This window comes from uncultured Phycicoccus sp., from assembly GCF_947495705.1.
GTDB lineage: Bacteria > Actinomycetota > Actinomycetes > Actinomycetales > Dermatophilaceae > Phycicoccus.
Genome location: NZ_CANLZR010000002.1, coordinates 165,629 through 184,887, shown reverse-complemented (window position 1 = coordinate 184,887; position 19,259 = coordinate 165,629). Strand labels below are relative to the sequence as shown.

Here is a 19,259-nt window from a genome sequence, read left to right as displayed (position 1 = left end):
GACCTCCGGGTGATCACGGGGCGAGGTCCGCGAGCCGGATCGCCTCGGCCATCGCCGCGTAGCCCGCGGCACTCGGGTGGATGCCGTCGCCGGAGTCGTACTCCGTCAGCAGCCGGTCCGGCGCCAGGGGGTCGCGGGTCGTGGCGTCGAGGTCGGCGACGGCGTCGAACACCCCGCTGGTGCGGATCCACTCGTTGACGGCCTGCCGGGTCCGCTCGGCCTGCTCGGTGTGCCGCGGGTTCGCCCCGTACGGGAGCACGGTGGCCCCGACGACGCGGACCCCGGCGGCGTGGGCCTGAGCGACGATCTCGCGGTACCCCGCGGTGAGCCGGTCCGCGGGGAGGGTGCCTCCGGAGCGGACGAGGTCGTTGACCCCGCCGAGCACGACGACGGTGCGCACCCCGGGCCGTTCGAGCACGTCGCGGGCCACCCGCCCGGTCATCCGCTCGCCGATGAGGTCGGTGAGCACCTGGTTGGAGGAGATCCCGGCGTTGACGACGGCCATCCGCGAACCGGGAGGCAGCGCGGCGAGGCGCCGGGCCAGGACGTCGGGGTAGGACACGTGCGCGTCGACGAAGGCCGACGAGCAGCACCCCTCCGTGATCGAGTCCCCGAGCGTGACGACCGCCCCGTCGCTGGGCGCGAGGACGTCGACGCCGGTGAGGAAGTACAGCGACGAGCCGAGCACCTCGAAGCCGTCCCCGGCCGACCCGGTGGCGTCCCCGTCCGCGGCGAAGGTCCGTGCCCAGGCGTACGGCCGCCAGGTGACGGCGCCGGCCGGCTGCGACAGGTAGGTGCTGACGAGGACGTCGGTGCCGTCGGCCACGGCGAGGTCGACCGGGTCCGAGCTGCGTGTCGCGCCCGGGGCGATGGTCACGGCGGTCCGGCCGTCCCAGGTGACCGGGTGCTGCGGCCCCTGCGTGCGGGCCCCGCCCTCGGGGTCGCACCGCGCGACGGTGGCCGCCCCGACCACGAGCGGCCGGTCCCCGAACGCGTTGGACAGGCTGACCCGCACCTGCCGGCCGCCGAGGGAGAGGTGGGCCGGCTGGCGCAGGGTACGTCCGGCGAACCCCTGCGCCGACGGCCCGTCCGGGAGGGACGCCTGCATCGCGGCTCCCCAGCTGGCCACCCAGGCCTCCCCGTCGGCCGCCACGGCGGAGGCGGGCGGTGCGCACCGGTCGACGCCGCGGGCGGGAACCCGCAGCTGGAGCGCCACGACGACGGCCACCCCGACCACGGCGAGCAGCACGGGGATCCAGAGCAGGGACGGCCGCCGCCTCGGCCGCCTGCCGGTCTCGGCCCGGGTCACGACGTCGAGCAGATGTCCTGGTCGGCCGTGCGGGCCTCGATCGTGGGCGTCGGGCTCGGCGTCGGCGAGGGCGCCGTGACGGTGGGGGTCGGCAGCGGGTCCGAGCCAGTGCGGTTCGGCACCTCGACGACGTTCTCCGCGCCGGGTCCGAGCGTGACGCGGACGACCGCGCCGAGGCCGGTGGCCTCCTCGAGCCGCGCTCCCGGGAACGCGGCCGCCACCGTGCGGGCGGACTCCTCCTGACCGGGCGAGTACTCGACGAGGGTCCCCTTCGGGGCCTCGGCGGCGTTCCCGGTGCCGGTGACGGTGAAGCCCTGGACGGCGAGCATCGCCCCGGCCTGGCCGGCGAGGCCGGGGGCCCCGGACCCGTTGAGCACCTGCACCGAGATGTCGGCGGGGGAGGCCGTGAGCGGGCTCGCGCTGGGCGACGGGGTCGCCTCGGGGTCCGGCTCCTCCCCGATCCGGCGGTCCTCGCGCAGCGACTCCCAGATGACCTCGGCGGAGTCCTGCCACTGCACCCGGTTGGGGTCCTGCGGGAAGGGCTCGTTGGGGACCGTGAGGAACTCGATGTTGTCCAGGCCGATGCCGCGCACCGACTCCGCGAGATCCTTCATCGTGCCGAGCCCGAAGCCCGGGTCGGTCGTCAGCGACTTCGTGGCCGCGTCCAGGAACCCGTAGAGCCGGGTCGGCTGGAAGAGCAGCCGGCTCGAGGTCGCCTCCTGGGCCACCGAGGACAGGAACGCCTGCTGGCGCTTGATCCGGCCCAGGTCCGAGCCGTCGCCGACCGACTTGCGGGTCCGGACGTAGGCGAGGGCCTGCTCCCCGTCGAGGGTGTGCGAGCCCGCGGTCAGCTGGAGCTTGGAGTTGGGGTCGTCGATCGCCTCGGTCGTGCACACCTCGACCCCGTCGAGGGCGTCGACCATGGCCTTGAACCCGCGGAAGTCGACGACGGCGTAGTGGTCGACGAAGACGCCGGTGTTGCCCTCGAGGGTCCGGATGAGGCAGCCCGTGCCGCCGAGCTTGTAGTTGTGGTTCCACTGCCGGGTGACCCACTGGTCCTTCGGCGCGTCCTCGGAGCACTCCGGCGGCGCCATGGTCATCGAGTCGCGGGGGATCGAGACGACCGTCGCCCAGGTCCGGTCCGCCGACAGGTGGACGAGGAGGTTGGTGTCGGACTTCTGGCCCGGGTCCTCGGCGACCTCGCCGTAGGTGTCGTTGCCCTCGCCGGTGCGGTCGTCGGAGCCGATGAGCAGGAGGTTGACGGCCTCGGTGGCCTGCGGGGCACGGGTGGGACGGTCACTGCCGATGGCGTCCGAGACGTCGACCTTGGTGATGTTGGAGTTGAGCTGCCAGGTGGCCCACGCGGCGCCGGCGCCACCGAGCGCGAGGACGACGACGAGCCCGACGACGATGCGGCGCCGCCACGGACCGGAGCCGCGGGCGGCGCGGCCGTGGAGCTCACGTCGCCGGGGGAAGGGGTCGCCGGAGTCCTGGGGTACGGAGCCCTCGGGCCGCGCGCCGTCCACTCGGTACTTCCCCTTCGGTGTCGCCTGGACGTCCCCGTCGAGGGACCGGGCGAGTCTAACCGCCGGGTCTGGACGGACCCTGAGTGCGACCGGGGTGCGGTCAGCCGGTCGGCTCGCCGTCGGTCCCGGGCGGCGGCGCGTCGAGCGGGGTCCCCTCGCGGAGCATGGTGAACAGCTCCTGGGCGCGCTCGTCGTTCCACACCACCGAGCTGCCCGCGGACGTCGTCGCGTTCGCGTTCGCGATCGGGACGACGAGGCTCAGCGCGTCGTCGTTCGAGACGGCCCGCATCGTGGCGGCGATTCGGTACCCGTCGACGAGCCCGGTGTCCTCACCGACGAGGACGCCCTCGGCGCCCGCATGCGTGAACCCCCACCAGCGCCACGGTACGAGCACCGTCGCGGGGGTGGCGGCCTTCTTCATCACCGCGCCGAGGAACTGGCGCTGCCGCTCGGCGCGGCCGATGTCGCCCTTGGGGTCGGAGTAGCGGGCGCGGACGTAGCCGAGCGCCGTCGGCCCGTCGAGGGTCTGGCACCCCTTCGTGAGGTTGATGTGCGCCTTCTCGTCGTCGATGTCGTTCTGAACGCAGATGTCGACCCCGCCGAGGCTGTCGACGACGTTGGCGAACCCGCCGAACCCGATCTCGAGGTACCCGTCGATCCGCAGCCCGGTGGCCTGCTCGAGGGTCTGCGCCAGGAGCTTCGGCCCCCCGATCGCGAACGCCGCGTTCACCTTGTTCTCGCCGTTGCCCGGGATCGGCAGGAAGCTGTCGCGCGGCACCGAGATGAGCGCCGCCTTGCCCGAACCCGACGGCACGTGGACGAGGATGATCGTGTCGGTGCGCCGCCCCTCGGAGCTGCCGGTGCCCAGCACCTTCCGCTGCTCGGCGGTGAGGCCCTCGCGGCTGTCGGACCCGACGAGCAGGTAGGTGTGGCCGTCACCGGCGGGGGGCCGCTCGCCCTCGGGGCTCGCGTCGACGCGGGACACCGTGGACCACGCGTGCGCCGGCGTGACGACGACGAACGCCACCCAGGCCAGGAGCAGCAGCAGGAGCACGCGCAGGCCGGTCCGGCCGGAGCGGCGGCGCCGGGGACCCGGCGGCGGGGGAGGGGGCGGCGGCGGGGTGCCGCGGCGGGGAGGCAGCGGGCGGCCGAGCTCGTCGTAGCCGGAGTCCGGGGCCGGGGCCGGCGGCGGGGCGGGCGGCCGGGGGCGACCCGCGGCCCGGCGCCGGGTGTCGACGACGTAGACGTCGTCGCCCCCGGGAGCGGCGCTGCCGGGGGTGGCGGGGCGCCGCGGGATGGGGCGGGCGTGGTCGTCGGTCATCGGGGTCCTCTCGGCTGCGGCCGAGGACCCAGTGTGCCAAGGACTGCCGCCCTGGGGGTACCACGGGAAACCCCGGGGTTCTCGGCGCGCCTGGCGGCCGCGGGCCCGATCCGCGCGAATACTGACCCGTCATGGGAGGCGACACAGGCTCGGCCGTGCTCGAGCGCGCCGGAAACGCGGCACCGCCGCGCGCCCCGGCCTGGCAGGCGTCCGCCGACCGCCGGCATCGCCGGCGCGCCCTGACCCTCCTGCTCATGACGCTCGCCGTGCCCGGCTCGGCCCAGCTCGTCGCGGGCAGCCGCGCGCTCGGGCGGGGCGCCATGCGGGTCTGGCTGGCGGTGCTCGGCACCCTGGTGGCCCTGGCGCTGCTCGCCCTCGTCAGCAGGTCGGCCGTCCTCTGGCTCCTGACCCGTGAGTCGGTGCTCGTCGCGGCCCAGGTGGTGCTCGTGGTCGTCGCGGTCGGCTGGGCCGTGCTCTTCGTCGACGCGTGGCGGCTCGGGCGCCCCGACCGGCTGCCCCAGCGGGACCGCCGCGGCATGCTCGGCGCGCTCCTGGCCGTCCTGCTGGTGCCGGGCCTCATCGGCTGGACCGGGGTGGGGGTGGGCAACGCCCGCGGTGCCATGGCGGCGATGTTCGGTGGCGGGCCGGCCGCCGAGGCCGCGGAGGGCCGCTACAACATCCTGCTGCTCGGCGGCGACAGCGGCTCCGGGCGGGTCGGGTTGCGGCCCGACAGCATCCAGCTCGCCAGCGTCGACGCCCGCACCGGGCGCGCCGTGCTCTTCGGCTTCTCGCGGGAGACCGAGAACATCCGCTTCCGCGAGGGTTCGGTCATGGCGGGCCTGATGCCGCAGGGCTGGACCTGTGGCGACGAGTGCCTGCTCAACGCGCTGTACACCTGGGGGTCCGACAACAAGGACAAGTTCCCGGCGGGCACCGAGGACCCGGGCCTGCTCGCGACGACCGAGGCGGTGGAGGCGCTCACCGGGCTCGACATCCAGTACCACGTCATGGTCGACCTGCGCGGCTTCGCCAGCGTCGTCAACTCCGTCGGCGGCCTCGACATCACGGTCCAGCGCCGTACCCCGATCGGTGGCGGCAAGTCGCCGATTCTCGGCTGGATCGAGCCGGGCCGGCAGCATCTCGACGGGTACCACGCGCTCTGGTACGCCCGCAGCCGCGTCGACTCCACGAACTACGAGCGGATGGCCCGGCAACGCTGCGTCGTGACGGCCCTCGTCAAGCAGCTGGACCCGCAGACCCTCCTGCTGAACTTCGGCGACATCGCCAAGGCCTCGACCGGGCTGATCCGCACCGACGTGCCGCAGGACGCGCTCGCCGACCTCGCCGAGCTCGCGGTGAAGACCAAGCAGGAGAAGATCACGTCGGTGAACTTCGTGCCGCCGCTCATCAAGCCGTGGGACTACGACCCCGAGGTCGTCCGCAGCACCGTGGCCGCGGCCATCGCCACGAGTGAGGCCGGCCCGGCGCCCTCCGACACGGAGGCGCCCGCGTCGGGCTCCGCGAGCACCTCGAAGGCGTCGTCGGCGAGCACCCCGAAGCCGTCGGCCTCGACCCCGGCCGTCATGGAGCGGCCGGGCACCGACCCCGACGCCGACACCGGCGACCTCGCGAGCGTGTGCTCTGCGGGATGATGGGCCGGATGTCCTCCGAGCCAGCACCGCAGACCCCGACCACCACACCGGGCGACCGTCCGCTCGTCAGCGTCGTCATGCCCATCCTCGACGAGGAACGTCACCTCGAGGACGCCGTGGCGATGGTGCTCCGGCAGGACTGGCCCGGGCCGCTCGAGGTCGTGCTCGCAATGGGACCCTCGCGGGACCGGACCGACGACGTGGCCGCACGCCTGGCCGCCGCCGATGACCGGGTCCGGCTCGTCCCCAACCCCACCGGCCGGACACCCGAGGCGCTGAACGCGGCGCTCGGCGCAGCCCGGGGTGAGGTCGTCGTGCGGGTCGACGGGCACGCGGAGATCCCCGACGACTACGTCTCGACCGCCGTCGCGGTGCTCGAGGCCACCGGCGCCGACAACGTCGGCGGCACGATGGACGCCCAGGGCCGCTCGCCCTTCGAGCGCGCGGTGGCGGCGGCGATGCGCAGCCCGCTCGGGGTCGGCTCCTCGCGCTTCCACACCGGCGGCGGCTCGGGCCCGGTCGACACCGTGTACCTCGGCTGCTTCCGCCGGTCGGCCCTCGACCGGGTCGGCGGGTACGACCCGCGGTTCACCCGCACCCAGGACTGGGAGCTCAACCACCGGATCCGGGCGACCGGCGGGACGGTGTGGTTCACCCCGGACCTCGTCGTCACGTACCGGCCGCGGTCCGGCTTCGGCGCCCTCGCGCGGCAGTACCGCGACTACGGCCGGTGGCGGCGGGTCGTCGCCAGCACCCACGACGGCACGCTCAACCCCCGCTACCTCGCGCCCCCGGCCATGGTGGTGGGCACGAGCGCGGCGACGCTCCTCGGGCTCGTCTGGCCGCCGGCGCTGGTCGTGCCCGCGGCCTACCTGCTCGCCGTCGCCGCCGGTGGCGTCGCCATCACCGCGGGGGAGCCGGCCCGGACCCGACTGCTGGCCGGACCCGTCCTGGCGACGATGCACTGGTCCTGGGGCTGGGGGTTCCTCACGTCCCGGCCCCGTCGCCTGCTCGGCCGTTGACCGGCGGGGTCCGGCTCAGCCGGCCGGCGCGGGGCTGACCGACCGGACCGGGACGACGACACCGTCGCGGCAGGTCACGACGGCCCGGACGCCGCGCTCGGCGGCGGCCGCCCCCAGCCGATCGTCGAGGTCGGCGTCGGCGGTGTCGCGGACCGTGGCGAGGAGCCACGCCGCGACCTCCGCCGGGTCGGCGTCGTCCTCGAGGACGAGCGCGACCCCGTCAGCGCGTTCGCCGTCGGCGAGGCTGCGGACGGGCACCGAGAGCACCCGGGCGCCCGCTGGCACGTCGGGGAGCCACGGCGGGGTGTGGAGCAGCGGCGAGGGGTCGGCGGTCGCCGGCGCGCCGGGCGCCGACAGCAGGCCTCGCACCTCGGCCAGGAAGCGCCCGTGGCCGAACGTGGCGCGCACCCCGTCGAGCGTGCGGCGCACCCGGTCGTGGTAGAGCGCCGGGTCGCGGTACCGGGCGACGAGCGCCGGCACCTCGTGGGGGAGCGCGTAGTCGAGCAGCGCCCCGAAGGTGGGCTCGTGCTTGGGGTGCGCGATGACGAGCACCCCGCTCGCGGCCGCCTCCAGGAGCACCCGGCCGAAGGCCTCGTGCGCCGTGGGGTTGTCCATGTAGACGAACACGTCGAGCCCGGCGAGGAACTCCCGGGTGTCCTCGCCCCGGTGCGGGACGACCTCCCACTCGGCGGGGTAGCCGGCGGGCTTGGTCCCGGCCGCCTCGGCGAGGCGACGCAGCTGGGTGCGGGCGCCCATGAGCCGGACCCGGTGGCCCGGGCCGAGGTCGTAGGCGGCGAGGACGTCGGCGAAGGTCTCGGGGAACTTGATGACGTCGTCGCGCGAGTACCGCCCGACGACGAGCGGCCTGCCGTCGGCGGCGGGGTCACGCCCGTCGCGGACGCGCCAGTGCTCGACGTCGATGAGGCCCAGGTCGTCGGTGGGCAGCAGCTCGGCGGTGCCGTCCTGGACGCTCAGCAGCTCGCGCACGGTGGGACCCTGCGGCCACCACTGCGGCACGACCCCGAACAGCTCGGCGGTGCGCTCGGTGACGTCGCGCACGACGTAGCGCTGGTCGGACCCGTCGCGCTCGAGCGGGGCCTGGTTCGCGACGATGACGACCCGGCGCGGCGTGAACGCAGCCGGGCTCCACGGCGGGTACTGCAGGATCAGCGGGTACCGGACGAGGAGGAGGTCGACGTCGACGTCGTCGTCGAGCTGGAGCAGGGTGACCGCCCCTGCGGTGAGCAGCTCGACGAGTGGCTCGCACAGCGGCGGGTCGTCGGTCGACATGAAGCGCAGCGCCTCGAGGTGGAGGACGCCGACCCGCAGGCCCCCCTCGAGACAGGCCCGGATCTCCTCGAGCATCGAGCGCTGCGGGCCGCCGAACCGCCGCCAGTCCCCGCCGAAGACGACGTCGAACCTCCGGGAGCCGGCGGCCGGTTTCGTCGCCCAGCGCAGCGGCTGCGGGAACGGGCGGGTCGCGGCGGGGTCGAGCCACGGGTCGGCGGTGCCGGACCGGATGGCCCGGTGCCACGCGGCGTAGACGCTCTTGTACTCGTGCCGGGCGCCGTGGCGCCAGCCGCGCGAGAACTCCTCGGCCGACAGCGACCCCGCCAGGGTGCGGTTGAAGGTCAGCACGTGCGGCAGGGTCCGCAGGGTCTGCCCGAAGGCGGCCTCGACCCGGCGGGCGTACTCGGTGTCGGCGCCCTTGCGGGTCGGGTCGAAGAAGCCGACCCTGGCCACCGTCGGGTGCAGCGGCACCATGAGCGAGGCCGCCGAGGGGTAGCGGGGGGTGTAGCCGGGGCGGGTGAGCCGCAGGTCCTCGGTGATCCGCACGCCCTGGGTGCGCACGCCGGCGCGCCCGGGGTGGCGCAGGAGGTGGCGCACCGCCGCCTCGACCATCTGCGGGTGGACCCAGTCGTCGGAGTCCACGACGGTGAGGAAGTCGCCGGTCATGAGCCGCATCGCGGTGTTCCGGGCCCGGTAGGTGCCGCCGTTGACGGCCTTGCGCACGACGGTGACACGCGGGTCCCGCGCTGCGACCTCCTCGAAGAGGGCGTCCGACTCCGGGCCCGAGGCGTCGTCGACGACGAAGAGCTCGAGGTTGGTCCACGTCTGGGCCAGCACCGAGTCGACCGCCGTGAGGAGGTCGCTGCGACGGGGCCGGTACGCGCTCATGAGGACGGTGACCCGCACCGGGCTCCGGACCGGCTCCGCGGTGGCGGTGAGGCGGTCGAAGGGGACGGCGGCCGCCCCGTCGCGCAGCGCGACGGCTGCGGTGTCGCCGCCGACGGCCGCCGCGAAGGCGGCCTCCCAGTCGGCCGCGTCGTGGGCGGAGCCGCCCGGCAGGTGGGGGTTGAGGGCGTCGGCGCGGGCCGCGGCCAGGACGTCGGCGCGGACCGACGGGTGCTCGAGGAGCCGCATCGCACCCGGGACGTCACCGGTGACGAGCCGCTGCTGGCCGATCGCCTCGACGGCGCGCGGTGGCAGGTCGCCGACCCGGCCGGCACGTTCGACGGCGGCGCCGATCGCGAGGGCGGCCTCGACCTCCTCGGGCAGCGGGCGCTGGAGGCCGAGGACCATGGCGAACCGGCCCAGGCCGTCGACGTCCATCTCGTCCTCGAGGGTGGCTCCCGGAGCCAGCGCCCAGGCGGTGAGGTCGTCGGGGCTGTGCCCGGGCCACGCGAGAGCGGCGAGGATCTCGCGGCTGTGCACCGACCGGGTCCGCAGTGCGGTCACGAGGAGCCGGTCCCGGTCGCGCTCGGCCCGAGCCGCGTGGTCGCGGGCGACCGTGGCCCGGTCGGCGATCGGCTGCCCGTCAGGGGGGGACGTCACGAGGCCCGGTCGCGCCGCGACGCGGCGGCGATCTCCTCGACGGCGTGCTGGAGGCGGTCGAGGCGCCCGGTGTACTGCGCCTGGAGCAGGCGCACGGTGCCGAGGACGTCGGCCTCGGTGACGTCGGCGGAGGCGGCCGGGCCCTCGGGCAGGATCCCGGAGGCCATCGCCTTCTCGAGCCGCCGGACCCGCCGGTTGGTGTCGGAGGAGAGCACGAGGACGGCCAGCCCGACCCCGGCACCGGCGAGGGCGACGAGCCACCACTCCCGGGTGACGACACCCAGGACGAGGGCCAGACCCAGCACGACACCGCTCACGGTGCCGGCCTGTACGATCCTTGACTTCATGGAACTCCTCTGGCTCGGCGGGACTGCATGACAGCGTATTCGCTCACGCATCCGCACTCCTCCCCGGCGCCCCTCCGTCATGTGGCCGCGCGGTACGCCGGCGCGGCCCCGAGCGCGGCCGCGGCCGCGTCCCCCGGACGCTGGACCACGAGTGCGCTGCTGGCCTCGGCGCGCCGGCGCCCCGACCGGCTCGCCCGGTACGCCACCCGCGTCCAGTCCCCGCTCGTACGGGACGCGCTCGCGCTCGCGGCCACCGGCGGCACCGACCGCGCCGACGCCCTCGAGGCCCGGGTCCTCGAGGGCGAGGACGTCGTGGTGCTGTGGCCGGCCACCGAGCCGGCCGCCTGGTCGGCCGTGGCCCTGGCGTGGGCCGCCCGCACCGACGGCTCGGGCCTCGCCGCTGCCGCCGACCTGTACGCCCGCCTCGCGCAGGGCTGCGACCTGCTCGGCCTGTCCCCGGCCCACCACACCGTCGCCCTCCAGTCGCAGTACCTGTCCGGGCGCCGGGAGCGGGTCGGGCCGCTGCTCGAGCGGTACGTCGCCGCCCCCGAGCTCGTCCGCGGGTTCCTCGCCCTCGACCTCGAGCGCCCGGCCGCCTGGGACGCCCGGGTGCCCGCCGACGCCGCCACCGAGCGGGCCTGGGGCGAGCACCTCGGACGCCTCGTCTTCGGCCACCACCGCGACGTGGCCGTCGGCGTCGGCGCGGACCTGCACGACGTGGCCCCCTTCGACCGGCTGGTCGCGCGCGGCCACGCGCCGGGGTCGGTGTCCGGCGACCTCGTCACCGTCATCGTGCCGAGCTTCCGGCCGGAGGCCGCCGGGATGCTGCTCGCGGTCCGCTCGATGACCGAGCAGACCTGGGGCGACCTCGAGATCCTCGTCGTCGACGACGCGTCCGGGCCGGAGCACGACGACCTCTACGCCGAGGTCGAGGCGATGGACCCGCGGGTCCGGGTCGTGCGGATGCCCGAGAACAGCGGCAGCTACGTGGGGCGCAACGCGGCGATGCGGCTCGCACGGGGGGCGGCCGTCACCTTCCAGGACAGCGACGACTGGTCGCATCCTCGGCGCATCGAGGACCAGATGCGGGCGCTCGAGCAGGCTCCCGAGGTCGGGGCCAGCCGCAGCGACGCCCTGCGGGCCCGCGACGACCTGAGCCACCAGTGGCTCGGGTACCTCCCCGTCCGGCCCAACGCCAGCTCGTTGATGCTCCGGCGGCGGGCCGTCGAGGTCCTCGGCGACTTCCTGCCGATCCGGCGCGGCGCCGACTCCGAGTACGCCGAGCGGGTCCGGGCGGCCGGGGGCGAGATCGTCGACACCCACACGGTGCTCGCCATCACCCGGCTGCGCTCGGGGTCGCTGTCCCGGGGCGACTTCTCGTTCCAGTGGACGACGCCGCAGCGCCTGGCCTTCAAGGGACTGTTCCGCTCCTGGCACGCCCGCGCCGGGGCCGAGTCGGGAGCACCGGGGCTCCGGGTCGACGGCGCCGCCGACCTGCCCTTCCCGGTGCCGGCGGCCTTCGACGTCCACCCGCGGGAGCGCCGGTTCGACCTCGTCGTCATGGCCGACCTGTCCCTGCCGGTCGAGGCCGTGCTCGAGCCCGTGGCCGAGCCCGGGCAGCGCCGTCCGCCGAGCGACTGCCTGACCCTGGACCCCGCCCGCGAGCAGGTGCGCGCCCGGGTCCTGCGCGAGGCCGTCGCTGCCGCCCGGGCAGGCGCGGCCGTCGCGCTGTGGCACGTCGAGGCCCCCAACCGCCGCCAGGGGCGATCCGAGATGAGCCCCGACTGGTTCGACCTCGTCACCGCCGGGCCGCTCGCGGCCGCGGTCAGCGGCAACGAGGCCGTGCACGCCCGCCGGCTGCTCGTCGCCGACCCCCGCCACCTCGCGGTCAGCCCGGGGGAGGAGATCCGGGCCCGGGCCGAGGTCGTCGAGATCTGCGTGCCCGCGACCCCGGACGACCTCACCGACACCCTCGCGTGCGACGTGGACGCGATGGTCGTCGACGACGCGCTGGCCCAGGCCCGCCGGCACTTCGGTCCCACGGCGACGCTGGTGCCGGTGGGCTCAGCCGACGGCGTCGACGAGCCGCTGCTCGAGCGGGGCGGTCAGCACGTCGACGAAGGTCCCGGTGATGTGTGACCCCTGGCGGTACGTGAGCACGTTGCGGTAGACCGCGGCACACGTCCCGCCGGGGCAGACCCACGGGTCCATGTCGACGTAGGTGGCGCCCGTCTGCTCCGCGGCGGCCTCGAGCGCCGCGCTGCCCGCGCTCTGCTCGTACGGCCACGAGCACTGGGCGGGGTCGTCCTCGTGGGTGGCGACGCACTCGTACGCCGGGCTGATCTCGCCCGGGGGCGAGGGGGTGTTCGAGAGCGCGACGACCGTGACGCCGGCGTCCTGCAGGGCGCGCCACGTCGACACGAGCCCGTCCTGGTAGGCGCGGGTGGACGCCCGGCCGCCCTCGAGCGCCTCGCTGTAGACGCTCGAGGTGACGACGACGTCGGGGCGGTCCGGGCCGGTGAGCCGGGACAGGACCTCCTGACCCCACTCCTGGCACTGGGTGTAGGGCGCGCCCTGGTAGTCCACGGTCGCGTCGACGAACGGGCACGAGCTCTTCGTCCAGCTCGTGACCTTCCAGCCCCGCTCGGCGCCGATCGCGTCGATGGCGGGCACCCACTGCGCCACCTTGGAGTCGCCGACGACCGCCACCGAGACGGAGCCGTCGGGATCACCCGCCGGGCAGGGGTTGGGCGTGGTGTCCTCGACCTCGGTCTGGCAGCCCTGCGCGTACAGGGCGGGGACGTCGGCGGTGGCGCCCTGCGGGTTGGGGGTCAGCCGGTCGAAGAACGGGGTGTCGCCGGGCTGCTCCGCGCTCGGCGGGTCGGTGAGCGAGGCCCAGCCGGCCCCCGTCGCGCTGCCGGTGTCCTCGGCCGCGGCCCGGGTCACCGCCCACAGCCCGAGCCCGGCGACGAGGCAGGCGACCGAGATGGACGCGCCGACGGCCAGGGCCCGGCGCGGGTGCTCGCCGAGCCACGGGTTGCGGCGCAACGGGTTCTCGACGAAGCGGTACGAGAGGTAGGCGGGCAGGACCGAGACCGCGACCGCCGCGCTGCCCTGCCACGTGTCGAGCGGGCCGAGGACCCATTCGGCGGCCCGCAGCACCGGCCAGTGCCAGAGGTACAGCGAGTACGACAGCCCTCCGACCCAGCGCAGCGGCCCGGTCCCGAGGACGACCTCCGGGCCGGTGCGGTGGGCCCGGAACCCGGCGACGATGACCGCCGCGGTGGCGACGGTGGGCAGGAGTGCGGCGTAGCCGGGCCAGGCGGTGGCCGAGGAGAAGACGACCGCGGAGACGCCGAGGGCCACGATCCCGAGCCAGCCAAGCGCCGCCGCCAGCGGCTGGGGGAGGCGCTCCCAGCGGCGGGCGCCGAGGGCGACGAACGCGCCGATCCCCATCTCCCAGAGCCGGGTCGTCGTCACGAAGAACGCGCGGGCGGGGTCGTCGGCGGTGAGCAGCACCGACCATACGAAGGTCGGCACGATGATGAGGACGGCCAGGCCGACGGCCAGCCCGAGCCGGGTGCTGCGCCACCGCAGCCGGGTCTGGAGGAACAACACGAGGATGATCGCGAGCGGCCACACGAAGTAGAACTGCTCCTCGACCGCGAGCGACCAGAAGTGCAGGACCGGCGAGGGTTCGAGGTCCTCGGCGAGGTAGTCGACCGAGCGCCCGGCGAACACCCAGTTGACGACGTACCCCGCCGCCCCGGCGATGTCGAGCCCGAAGACCCCCCGCTGGGTCCGCGGCGCGAGGAGCCAGGTGAGGACGGCTGTCGTGAGGAGGACGAGCCCGGCCGCGGGGAGCAGGCGCTTGGCCCGGCGGGCGTAGAAGGTCGTCAGCGAGAGCCGGCCGTCGCGCTCGACCTCGCGGACGACCTGGGTGGTGATGACGAACCCCGAGACGACGAAGAACACGTCGACGCCGAGGAAGCCGCCCGAGGGCCCGAGGCCCGCGTGGTAGGCGAGGACGAGGCCGACGGCCACGGCCCGCAGCCCCTCGACGTCACCGCGCCAGCGGCGCGACGCCCGCGTACCGGCCGGGCTCGGCCGGGTGTCGGTGGTGGTCATCGGTGGTGCTCTCCCAGGACTGCGTCGAGATAGGCGGCTCCGGACGCCTCGTTGTCGAAGGCCCGGGCGGCGGTGTCGGCGGTGGCCGCGGACTCCTCCGCCCAGCGCGTCGGGTCGGTGACGGCGCGGATGCGCGCGGCGGCCTCCTCGACGTCGCGGACCACCCATTGTGACGGCACGAGCCCGCCGGTGCCGTCCCGGCCCCGCAGGAGCGGCCAGTCGCGCACGACGGCGACGGCGCCCGACACCGACCCCTCGATGAGCCCGCGGTGGCAGCCCTCGCGACGGCTCGTGCTGAGGATGACCCCGACGCGCTGGAGCGCCCCGGGGACGTCGTCGGTCCAGCCGAGGACCTCGACCCGGTCCCGCAGAGCGGGGTCGTCGAGGCGCCGGGCGAGCTCGGCGTAGTAGGCGCGTTCGGAGACGGAGGCCCCCTCCCCGGGGGGCGGTCCGATGAGCGCGAGCGACCATGAGTCGTCCTGGGCGAGGACGTCGAGCGCCCACAGCGGGTCCTTGACCCGGCGGCCCCAGCCGATCATCCCGAGCCGGGTACGGGCGTCGTCGGTCTTGGGCCGGCGCAGGCCCGAGACGTCCCCGAAGCTGGGGACCACCCGGACGGGGCGCTCGACCCCGAGCGCGGCCAGCTCGTCGCGCACGAGCGAGCGCATCGCCTCGCTGACGACGACCACCTCGGCGACGGCAGCCCACCGCACGAGCGGCAGCCACGGGGAGAGGGCGTCGATGGCGTGGATGCGCACGACGAGCCGGACCTCGGGCGGGCAGACGTGCGAGGCCCAGACGGTGCTGCGGTCGAGCCAGTCGCAGAAGACGGCCCGCCGTCCGGTGAGGAGGCGGCTCGTCGCGGCGAGGAGCCGCCGTTCGGTGCCGCGCAGGTCTTCGCGGGAGCCGAGCCCGGTGCCGGCGTCCCACCGGGTGAGGTGGGCCAGCGCGTGGAGGAACTCGGTGTCGACGACGGAGCGGGCGAAGAGCGGGTACCGCTCGTGGAGCGCGACGACGTCGACCTCGAGCCCACCGGCCTCGAGGGCGGCCACGACCTCGCCGTGGAAGGAGGCGTAGGGGCTCGAAAGGACCAGGACCGGGGCGATGTCCTCGAGCGCGCGGCCGGGCCGGGCGGGGCGGTCCGCCAGCGATCGCATCGTGGCGGAGGCGCGGACGGGGGCGAGGAAGGCGGCGGGGTCCTCGATGAGCGGGGAGTGCAGGGTCTCGCTGTGCCGTTCGCGGTGGAACGCCAGGCCGAGGGCGTCCGCGGTCAGCGCCAGCGCCCGGTAGGCGCGCCCCCGGTCCAGCTCGGCGTCGGCGGCCTCCAGGGTCCGGCGCACGACGTCGTCGACCTCGGCGTCCGGGACCGAGGAGGGGTCGTCGGTGGTGCGCAGCCGCAGGGCCAGGGACTGGGCCTCGAGCCCCGAGCCGAGCCGCCGGGCGTCGGTCCACTCGACGGTCATCGCCGCCTCGAGCACGGTCCGGGCGAGCGCGGCGTCCCGGCGCGCGGCGTGCCGCACCGCGTCGGCGAGCAGGTGCTCGAGCCCGGCGGGAGCCGGCGCGTCGAGGTCGAGGGGCGCGCTGGGGGCGGCGCCGTCGGCCCCGGCGCGAGCCAGCAGCCACGCGTCGGTGCGGCGGTAGGTGTCCAGGAGGGACGCGGCCTCCCCGGAGGGCAGCCACGGCCGGCCGCGGAGCACGTCGGCGCCCGAGCGGAGGGCCGCGTCGGTGGTCGCGTCCGTCGACAGGACGAGGTCGACGTCGGCCAGGAGCGTGGGCAGGACGGTGGACCGCTTGAGCGCGACCAGCCGGGCGACGGCGGCCGGGTGGGGACCGACGCTGAGGACGGCCCGCACCCCGGTGAGCAGCGTGCGGGCGCCGGGCCCCGGCGCCTCGTCCGGGTCGTCGAGGGTGCGCACCTCGACCCCGAGCACGGCGAGGCCCGGGTCGAGGTCGCCGGCGTGCCCCCCGAGGGCGAGGAGACGCAGGGCGGGACCCGAGGTGGCCTCGAACCAGGAGGCGGCCAGCGGCGGTGGGGTCGTCACGGATGCGCCCCCGAGGGGCTGTCGTCGGGCGCCGCGGCCCCCGACGACGACATGGCCCCCCGGATGGCGCGGATCAGCTGCTCGTCGGTGGCCGACACCTGGCCTCCGGGCCCGAGGTGGGCGAGATGCCACACCCGGAACCCCTGGACGACCGAGACGAGCCGGCGCCCCACGTACTCGGCGTAGGCGTCGGCGTCGCCGTACCAGTCGGCCTCGCCGATGACGTGGTCGGCGACGATGCCGTGGTCGCGGACCCGGGCCAGCACGGGCCGGTCGACGACGAGGACGGCGCGGAAGGCCGCGGTGTCCCGGCGGAGCTCGGTGATGGCCCGCAGTGCTCGGTCCACGCCCGCGTCGTCGGCACCGAGGACGGTGAACGCGATGACGGGCAGCCGGTCGGCGTCGGGGACGTCGAGGCCGTCGGAGCGGAACATCCGACGTGCCTCGCCGAGGCCGTGCGCCGGGGTGAAGACCCGCCAGACGAGGTCGGTGAGTGCCGTGTTCCCGCGCAGCCGCGGCAGGACCCCGTCCTTGACCGCGAGGTAGCCGGGGGTGCGGCGCACCCGCGCCGCGAAGCGCTGGCGGCGGTCGGCGGACCGGTCGACCCCGCTCACCGGCGCGCCCCGTCGAGCGCGAGGTCGGCCAGGAGGCGGGCGGCGTCGGCTGCGCCGTTGCCGGGGTCGGCCGCGAGGGCACGCTCGGCGAGCTCGGGGCCGTGCTCGAGCAGCTCGTCGACCGCGGCCTGGGCGCCGCCGCCGGCGAGCGAGCGCCGGCAGAGCGCCCAGCCCTGCGCGGCCGCGTACTCCGCGCGGGCGACCTGGTCGTCGAGGGAGGTCTCGTCGTTGGGCACGAACAGGGTCGGCAGCCCGAGGCGCAGGTGCTCGTGGAAGGAGTTGTAGCCGGCCGCGGCGATCGCGACGTCGAAGGCCGCGAGGTGCTCGGAGATGGGGAAGTGCCGCACGAGGTGCACGTCGTCCGCGGCGCGGGCCTGCTCGGCGATGCCGGCCTGGGTGACGCACACCCCGACGCCGCGGGCGGACAGCGCGGAGACGGCCGCGCCGACCTCGTCGGTGGTGTCGTTGATGTTGCCGGCGCCGAGCGAGACCAACGCGAGAGGGCCGTCGGCGGGCAGGCCGAGCGCGGCGCGGGCGGCGGCGCGCTCGGAGCACTCCGCGCGGTCGACGAGGGTGACCGGGCCCACCCGGTGCGCCGTGGTGCCGACCGTCGCGCCGCGGTCCGCGGGCGCCGAGAGGTCGCCCGGTTCGAGCACCGCGTCGAACCACGAGACCTTCTCGAGCTGGTGGGAGTTGCGCCGCTCCTTCCACATCGCGCGCCGCGACCACACGGCCCGGGTGCCGGGGGAGGAGGCGATGGCCTCGTCCAGGCCCGCGTACGGGTGCGTGCCGTCGAAGACGAGCACCGCGGGGCGGAGCCGCTGCACGACCTCGACCATCCGCTCGGCGAAGAGCCAGCGCCACTCGCCGGAGTCCATGCCGGTCGCCTGCTTGCTCGGCAGGTACTCCCAGGCCACTCCGTAGGTCGAGACGACCGGCACGGCCTGGCTCAGCGACACGACGTGGGGCCGCAGCCCCGAGGGCAGCCGGCGCTGGTAGGCGAGCAGGCGGGTGAGGTGGCCCATGCCCGCGCCGTTGCTCGACACAAGGAGGACGACGGGGTCCTTCCCGCGGGCAGGTGACATGGGGCCCGATCATGCCACGCAGGGGAGGCCCCCCGGCGCTGGGATAGACTCTCGGCTGCTCTCGGGTCGGGAGCGACTTCCCCTAGATCAGCAGGAGCTGTGCATGTCCGTGGACGTCACCGTCATCGGCCTTGGCTACGTGGGTCTGCCCCTCGTCCAGGAGGCCGTCCGAGCCGGTCTGAGCGTGCGCGGCTTCGACATCAACCAGGGCGTCGTCGACGCGCTGAACGCCGGCCGTTCGCACATCGACGACATCAGCGACAGCGAGCTCGCCGAGATCCTCGCCGGTGGCTTCCAGGCCTCGACGAGCGAGGACGTCATCAAGGACGCCCAGACCGTCGTCATCTGCGTGCCGACGCCCCTCGGGGAGGACGGTGGACCCGACCTCGGTGCGGTCGAGGGCTCGGTCCATGCGATCGCCCGCAACCTGACCCCCGGGACGCTCGTCGTCCTGGAGTCCACGACCTACCCGGGCACCACCGACGAGGTCGTCCGCCCCATCCTCGAGGCCGGCGGCATGCGGGCCGGCGTCGACTTCCACCTCGCCTTCTCGCCGGAGCGGATCGACCCGGGCAACCCGACGTTCGGCGCGAAGAACACCCCGAAGGTCGTCGGCGGCCACACCCCCGAGTCCGGTGACCGGGCGGCCGCCTTCTACGGGCAGTTCGTCGACACCGTCGTGCGCGCCAAGGGCACCCGCGAGGCCGAGACGGCCAAGCTGCTCGAGAACACCTACCGCCACATCAACATCGCCCTCGTCAACGAGATGGCCCGGTTCTGCCACGACCTCGGCATCGACCTGTGGGACGTCATCGACGCCGCGGCCACCAAGCCGTTCGGCTTCCAGGCGTTCTACCCCGGCCCCGGGGTGGGCGGGCACTGCATCCCGATCGACCCGAACTACCTGTCGTACAACGTGCGGGCCAAGCTCGGCTACCCGTTCCGCTTCGTCGAGCTCGCGCAGGAGATCAACGCGACGATGCCGGCCTACGTCGTCTCGCGCGCCCAGGACCTGCTCAACGAGGACGGCAAGGCCATGCGCGGTGCGAAGGTCCTGCTGCTCGGGGTCACGTACAAGCCGAACATCGCCGACCAGCGCGAGTCGCCCGCGGTCCCCGTGGCCCGGCACATGCTCGACAAGGGCGCCGACCTCAGCTACCATGACCCGCACGTCGCGCGCTGGGACGCCTTCGGCGACACCGTGCCGGCCGTCGACGACCTCGACGCCGCCCTGCGCGAGGCCGACCTCGTGGTCCTGCTCCAGAACCACCGCGGCTACGACGTCGACGCCATCGCCGGGGCCTCCACCCGCTTCTTCGACACCCGGGGACGCGTCACGCCCGGTGAGCGTGCGCACCGGCTCTGAGGCCGGGACACG

General features: G+C 75.3%; 13 protein-coding genes. 4 read left to right on the top strand and 9 right to left on the bottom strand.

Going from position 1 to position 19,259, the window contains the following annotated elements:
* Positions 1-13: 13 nt before the first annotated feature.
* The 3 genes from Q0963_RS04115 to Q0963_RS04105 all read right to left on the bottom strand — a co-directional run bounded on the left by Q0963_RS04115 (position 14) and on the right by Q0963_RS04105 (position 4,156).
* Positions 14-1,309: a GDSL-type esterase/lipase family protein gene (locus Q0963_RS04115; RefSeq protein ID WP_299442989.1), complete on the bottom strand. Its 1,296-nt coding sequence runs from the start codon at positions 1,307-1,309 to the stop codon at positions 14-16.
* A complete protein-coding gene (locus Q0963_RS04110) occupies positions 1,306-2,835 on the bottom strand; it encodes an LCP family protein (protein WP_299442986.1) in 1,530 nt (509 codons plus the stop codon). The genes Q0963_RS04115 and Q0963_RS04110 overlap by 4 nt, the downstream gene beginning before the upstream one ends.
* A 100-nt stretch (positions 2,836-2,935) precedes the next feature.
* Entirely contained in the window at positions 2,936-4,156 is a 1,221-nt protein-coding gene (locus Q0963_RS04105; protein ID WP_299442983.1) for an LCP family protein, read from the bottom strand.
* 131 nt (positions 4,157-4,287) lie between these two features.
* Between Q0963_RS04105 and Q0963_RS04100 the strand changes: the two genes are divergently transcribed.
* Complete coding sequence (locus Q0963_RS04100; RefSeq protein WP_299442980.1) at positions 4,288-5,808, top strand: LCP family protein; 1,521 nt, start codon at positions 4,288-4,290, stop codon at positions 5,806-5,808.
* 8 nt (positions 5,809-5,816) lie between these two features.
* The gene (locus Q0963_RS04095; protein ID WP_299442977.1) at positions 5,817-6,830 is read left to right on the top strand and encodes a glycosyltransferase family 2 protein; all 1,014 of its coding nucleotides are present in this window, start codon (positions 5,817-5,819) and stop codon (positions 6,828-6,830) included.
* Between the two features lie 15 nt (positions 6,831-6,845).
* On the opposite strand, the gene Q0963_RS04090 is transcribed toward Q0963_RS04095, so the two are convergent.
* Positions 6,846-9,665: a glycosyltransferase gene (locus Q0963_RS04090; protein ID WP_299442974.1), complete on the bottom strand. Its 2,820-nt coding sequence runs from the start codon at positions 9,663-9,665 to the stop codon at positions 6,846-6,848.
* Complete coding sequence (locus Q0963_RS04085) at positions 9,662-10,012, bottom strand: hypothetical protein (protein ID WP_299442971.1); 351 nt, start codon at positions 10,010-10,012, stop codon at positions 9,662-9,664. Before Q0963_RS04085 ends, Q0963_RS04090 begins: the two co-directional genes overlap by 4 nt.
* An 81-nt stretch (positions 10,013-10,093) precedes the next feature.
* Here Q0963_RS04085 and Q0963_RS04080 point away from each other — a divergent pair, with 81 nt between their 5' ends.
* Positions 10,094-12,151, top strand: a complete 2,058-nt coding sequence (locus tag Q0963_RS04080) for a glycosyltransferase family 2 protein (protein WP_299442967.1) — start codon at positions 10,094-10,096, stop codon at positions 12,149-12,151.
* On the opposite strand, the gene Q0963_RS04075 is transcribed toward Q0963_RS04080, so the two are convergent.
* From Q0963_RS04075 to Q0963_RS04060, 4 genes are read right to left on the bottom strand one after another with little or no spacing between them, the layout of a single operon-like run.
* Positions 12,077-14,140 (bottom strand): acyltransferase family protein, encoded by a 2,064-nt coding sequence (locus tag Q0963_RS04075; protein ID WP_299442964.1) that lies wholly within the window; start codon positions 14,138-14,140, stop codon positions 12,077-12,079. The genes Q0963_RS04080 and Q0963_RS04075 overlap by 75 nt on opposite strands.
* Positions 14,137-16,182 (bottom strand): glycosyltransferase, encoded by a 2,046-nt coding sequence (locus Q0963_RS04070; RefSeq protein WP_299442961.1) that lies wholly within the window; start codon positions 16,180-16,182, stop codon positions 14,137-14,139. Before Q0963_RS04070 ends, Q0963_RS04075 begins: the two co-directional genes overlap by 4 nt.
* Positions 16,179-16,796 carry a hypothetical protein gene (locus Q0963_RS04065; protein WP_299442958.1) on the bottom strand — a complete coding sequence of 206 codons (618 nt, stop codon included), beginning with the start codon at positions 16,794-16,796 and terminating at the stop codon, positions 16,179-16,181. Before Q0963_RS04065 ends, Q0963_RS04070 begins: the two co-directional genes overlap by 4 nt.
* Entirely contained in the window at positions 16,793-17,881 is a 1,089-nt protein-coding gene (locus tag Q0963_RS04060; RefSeq protein WP_299442955.1) for a glycosyltransferase, read from the bottom strand. Before Q0963_RS04060 ends, Q0963_RS04065 begins: the two co-directional genes overlap by 4 nt.
* A gap of 103 nt (positions 17,882-17,984) precedes the next feature.
* On the opposite strand from Q0963_RS04060, the gene Q0963_RS04055 reads away from it, so the two are divergent.
* A complete protein-coding gene (locus tag Q0963_RS04055) occupies positions 17,985-19,247 on the top strand; it encodes a nucleotide sugar dehydrogenase (RefSeq protein ID WP_299442952.1) in 1,263 nt (420 codons plus the stop codon).
* Positions 19,248-19,259: the final 12 nt, after the last annotated feature.

Coding starts and splice junctions, on each gene's coding strand:
- Q0963_RS04085 (WP_299442971.1), bottom strand. CDS start 10,012: ATGAAGTCAAGGATCGTACAGGCCGGCACCGTGAGCGGTGTCGTGCTG.
- Q0963_RS04075 (WP_299442964.1), bottom strand. CDS start 14,140: ATGACCACCACCGACACCCGGCCGAGCCCGGCCGGTACGCGGGCGTCG.
- Q0963_RS04095 (WP_299442977.1), top strand. CDS start 5,817: ATGTCCTCCGAGCCAGCACCGCAGACCCCGACCACCACACCGGGCGAC.
- Q0963_RS04055 (WP_299442952.1), top strand. CDS start 17,985: ATGTCCGTGGACGTCACCGTCATCGGCCTTGGCTACGTGGGTCTGCCC.
- Q0963_RS04105 (WP_299442983.1), bottom strand. CDS start 4,156: ATGACCGACGACCACGCCCGCCCCATCCCGCGGCGCCCCGCCACCCCC.
- Q0963_RS04060 (WP_299442955.1), bottom strand. CDS start 17,881: ATGTCACCTGCCCGCGGGAAGGACCCCGTCGTCCTCCTTGTGTCGAGC.
- Q0963_RS04100 (WP_299442980.1), top strand. CDS start 4,288: ATGGGAGGCGACACAGGCTCGGCCGTGCTCGAGCGCGCCGGAAACGCG.